Annotated in this window: 4 protein-coding genes; 2 read left to right on the top strand and 2 right to left on the bottom strand. The window is 72.5% G+C overall.

The genetic code is table 11. The annotated features are described in order from the left end of the window. Nucleotides 1-350: DUF962 domain-containing protein (locus VF697_RS31910; protein ID WP_331100877.1), on the top strand; the 350-nt coding region annotated here is incomplete at its 5' end. A gap of 3 nt (nucleotides 351-353) precedes the next feature. Here the strand turns inward: VF697_RS31910 and VF697_RS31905 are convergent. After that, nucleotides 354-1,961 (bottom strand): hypothetical protein, encoded by a 1,608-nt coding sequence (locus VF697_RS31905; protein WP_331100876.1) that lies wholly within the window; start codon nucleotides 1,959-1,961, stop codon nucleotides 354-356. Between the two features lie 168 nt (nucleotides 1,962-2,129). On the opposite strand from VF697_RS31905, the gene VF697_RS31900 reads away from it, so the two are divergent. Beyond that, nucleotides 2,130-2,303 carry a hypothetical protein gene (locus VF697_RS31900; protein WP_331100875.1) on the top strand — a complete coding sequence of 58 codons (174 nt, stop codon included), beginning with the start codon at nucleotides 2,130-2,132 and terminating at the stop codon, nucleotides 2,301-2,303. Between the two features lie 188 nt (nucleotides 2,304-2,491). Here the strand turns inward: VF697_RS31900 and VF697_RS31895 are convergent. Continuing rightward, a partial coding sequence (locus VF697_RS31895) for a sensor histidine kinase (protein ID WP_331100874.1) occupies nucleotides 2,492-4,199 on the bottom strand: 1,708 nt, incomplete at its 5' end.

Genomic DNA, 4,199 nt, shown 5'->3' with positions numbered 1-4,199 from the left:
ACGCTCTGCCCGTCACACGCTGGTTGCACTTCGTAGGGACCTCCATCGCGGTGGGTCTGGGCATCACCGCCGCGCTCAAGGGCGATGCGTCCCTCCTCCCCGCCGCCCTGGTGTCCGGCTACGGCTTGGCCTGGGTGAGCCACTTCCTCCTCGAGAGGAACCAGCCGGCGACCTTCAAGTACCCGTTCTGGTCCCTCTTCTCCGACTTCCGCATGGCGGGCCTGATGCTCGTCGGGCGGCTGTCCAAGCACCTCGCGCGCGCGGGCGTGCGGGACGAGGACGGCCCCTCCGGCGGCCACTTACAGCCGGTGCCGGTGCCCGTGCGCCACCACCGCCGCAACGGGCGCTGAGCCCTACCGCCGCGCCGGCATCTCCAGGCGGCAGACGCGCTCCAGGGGCAGCCCTCGCGAGCGCGCCCAGGCCGCCAGCTCGGTGTCCAGGCGAGCGGCCGTCGCCGCGTCGAAGCGGCGATTGTCGTGGAGGGCCCAGCCCCGGGGTGCATTGCCCGAGTACCCGTTCACGGTGGGCACCCCGGCCTCCATCGCGGCCCAGGTGGCGTCGAGCTGGTACTTGAAGTCGGGGAAGTCCCCCGCGGTGGGAGCGTAGAAGAAGCCGCCGCAGTCGGGGCGGACGCGCTCCGCGACGGCGCGCACGTCCGCCCTCGCCTCGAGCCGGTCGTAGGTGGGGCCGCTCAGGCCCTGCTCCAACAGACAAAACGCGCCGAGCCCCACCGCCAGCGCCGTGCGGCCCGCGGTGAGCTGCCGCTGGAGGAAGAGGGCCAGGCCCACCCCGGCGGGCAGCAGCAGCCACACGCCCACGCGAGCCACCGCGCGGATGGCGGCCGCGCCGGGCACGCCCTTGAAGACGAGGAACCAGGGCGTGTGGCCCCCGGTGTAGCGAGTCGAGAGCAGCACGGTGACGAGCGTCACCACCAGCATCAGGCGCACCGCGGGCTGGCCGCGCGCGTGCCACAGCCCCAGCCCCGCCACCCCCGTGGTGACCAGTCCCAACCCGAGCTGATGCTCCCAGGGCACGGGGAGCCGCTGGAAGGAGTGGAACGGGTTCGTCCACCCGTACAGCCAGCTCGTCGGGCCGAGGTAGAACCAGCTCCAGAAGCGCGGCACCATGCCCTCGGCCTCGGAGAAGCTGCGCAGCCCCACGCTCTGGATGGCCTGCCGCGAGTGGAGGACGAGGGGCGCGAGCACCGCCAGCCCCACCACGCCGAAGAGCACGAGCGCCGGCCCGTGCGTGCGCAGCGCGGCGAACAACCGGGGCCGCAGCTCCCGGGAGGCGAGCGCCGCCACGCCGGCCACCAGCAGGAAGAAGAAGAGGAACCAGCCCCAGTAGAAGCCCGCATAGAGCTGGGCCACGCCCGCGCCCACGAGCAGGCCCGCCCAGGCCATGCCTCGCCGCCGGTCCGTCTCCGGGCGCAGCAGCATGAGCACCGCCCCGAGGGCCAACAGGGCGAAGAACTGTCCCTCCAGCTGAGGGTGGTTGGCGTGGTTGAGGCGGGGAGCCCCCGCGGTGAAGAGGAGGGCCCCCACCACCGCCGGGCCGAGTCGCAGGCCGAGCCCGCGCGTGAACAGCCACACCGCCGCCAGGAAGTTGAGCGACGCCATGGTGAGCACCCAGGCCTGCAAGGCGAGGTCCGCCTCGAGCCCGAGCGCACGCCAGACCCAATAGAAGGGCGCCACCCCGAGCAGCACGTCCGAGTACGCGGCGGTGTTGGGCTCCGGGTGGAACATGGGCGGGTTCCAGAAGCTCGCGTGCAAGGGCTCGCCGGAGACGTGCCTCCACCCGTGCTCCAGGACGTAGTGGACGAAGCGCACGTCCCCCTCATCTCCCTGGACGAGCCGCAGCCCGGAGAGGAAGACGGGGTGGTGCGCGAGGAGCAGGGCCACCGCCCATCCGGCGAGGACGAGCAGGGCGCGACGGGAGAGCAGGGCGGACGCGATTCCCATGGGCGCCCGGAGCGTTAACACACTGCCGGGGGCACGCGGGAGGCCCTGCTATAGACGGGGGCACGCTGGGCTCCCGCCTCCTCGCGGCCCCAGGGCAGGGACTCGGCTGCCTTCAACGCCTCGCTCGATGCCGCCGCGGCACAGCTCACGCAGGACTCCGCGGGCGGGGTGAAGGAGTTGAAGGAGGCCAAGGGGGGCGAGGGCGGCCGCTATGTGGGGGACCCGCATGTGGCGGACACCTCGGGGCCACTCGTCACCACGCTGCTCGACAACCTCGACGCCACCACCCGCATGGTCGCCGAGGCCCTCCACACCCTGGCCCTCACGCCGCCGACGAAGTGAGCCGGGCCCTCGTGCCGACGGAGCGCGAGCTGACGGGAGACCTCCCGGGCGCGGACTCGAGCAACCTGTACACTTAGTGGACAAGTTCGCGCGCTGCGTGGCCGGCAGGGGGAGGCCTCCCGGGCGGACTTTTCAGAAACCTGTCCGACTGTCGGACAGGTTTGTGCGCCGCGCGGCCGGAGGGGGCGTCACCTGGGCTCTCCGTTCGGGAGCGTGTCGGACCCGGGGGCTCCGCGCGGCAGGCACACCGTGAAGGTGGTGCCGTCGCTCTCGGTGGAGTGGACCGTCACCACGCCCCCGTGCGCGTGCGCCACCTGACACACGATGTAGAGCCCCAACCCCACGCTGCGGGCGGTGGCCTTGCCCGTGGCGCCGTGGCGGAAGGGTTGGAAGAGCACCCGGCGGAGCTCGGGCGGGATGGGCGCGCCTTCGTTGTGGACGGAGAGGTGGACCTCGGGGCCGGCGTCGTGGACCGTCACGCGCACGGGCGTGTCCGGCCGTCCGTGATGCAGGGCATTGGTCAACAGGTTGCCCACCACCTGGGCCAGCCGGTCCGCGTCCCACCAGCCCTGGCCGTCCCCCCGCACCTCCAGCTCCAGCCGCCGGTCCGGATTGGCCACCTGGATCTCCTCCAACATCGTGCGGCTGATGTCGTGCAGACTCACCCACGTGCGGTGTACGGGCAGGCCGCCGCCCATGCTGGTGCGCGCGAAGTCCAGGATGTCGCTGAGCATCCGCGCCATCCTCGCCGCGCTGTTGCGGATGCGCTCCACCGCGCGCTGGGCCCCATCACTCAGCTCCTCGGTCCTCTGCAGCAGGAAGGCCGAGGCGCTGATGGCGTTGAGCGGGTTGCGCAGGTCATGCCCCAGCACCCCGATGAGCCGCTCGCGCAGCTCGCCGGAGCGGCGCAGCTCGGCCTCCACCTCCTTCTGCTGGGTGATCTCCACCACCACGCAGCCCAGCCCCAGCACCTCGCCGCTCTCGGAGCGCACCGGGTAGTAGTTGCCCAGCCAGTGGCGCTCGGGGCCGATGCCGTCGGGGGGGCGGCTGACGAACTCGTGGTGCGGCACCGGCTCGCCCGTCTCCAGCACGCGGCGGTAGAGGGGCTCGTAGCTGTCGGCGACCCACCCGGGCACCACCTCGCGGAACGTCTTTCCCAGCAGGAAGGCCACCGGTTGGCCGATGAGCTTCGCCAGGGCCTCGTTGATGCGCAGGTAGCGCAGCTCCCGGTCCACGAAGCCGATCCCCACCGGGGCGGCCTCCAACAGCGTGTCGAGCAGGGCCAGCGTGCGCTGGGCCTCGGTGCGGGCCTGGCGCTCGCGCCGGGCCAGCTCCGCCTGCACGATGAAGCTGGTGGCGCGGGTGACCATGGCGCGGAAGAGCAGCTTGTCCGACTCGCTGAAGTCGAAGGCGCTCCGCGAGCTCATGTGCGCCACGCCCACCAGCTCGTCGCCGTGCAGCAGTGGGACGCTGTAGCTCGCGCGGATGCCGAGCTCGCGGATGACGTCGTACGCCAGCCGCGGATCCGTGGACACCGAGCGCGTGAGGATGGGGCGGCGCTCGGCGGCGACCCGGCCGGAGATGCCCTCGCCGATGGGGATGCTGGAGTCGTCCGCCAGGGCCTCCTTCGCGCCGAGCCCCACGGCCGCGCGCACCCGCAGCCGCTCTCCCTCCCGCAGCAGGATGGAGGCCGCGTCCACCGCCACCGCCGCCTCCACCAGCACCTGGAGCAGCTTGGGCAGGAAGGTGTCCACGTCCTCGCTCTCCAGTGCCGCCCGGGACACGCGCTCCAGCGCTCGCAGCATCCGCTCGCGCACCTTCCCGTAGCTGCTGACGGCGCGCACGATGCTCTCGTCGATGGCCGCGTCGAGCAGCTCCAGCTCGGCGAAGCTCGGC

This window comes from Archangium sp., from assembly GCF_036388035.1.
In the GTDB taxonomy this organism is placed as follows: domain Bacteria; phylum Myxococcota; class Myxococcia; order Myxococcales; family Myxococcaceae; genus Archangium.
Note: the sequence above shows the minus strand (reverse complement) of the source record. Positions and strands in the feature narration are given on the sequence as shown.

Excerpts from the sequence above, each read along its gene's own strand:
- VF697_RS31905 (WP_331100876.1), bottom strand. The coding sequence starts at position 1,961 with ATGGGAATCGCGTCCGCCCTGCTCTCCCGTCGCGCCCTGCTCGTCCTC.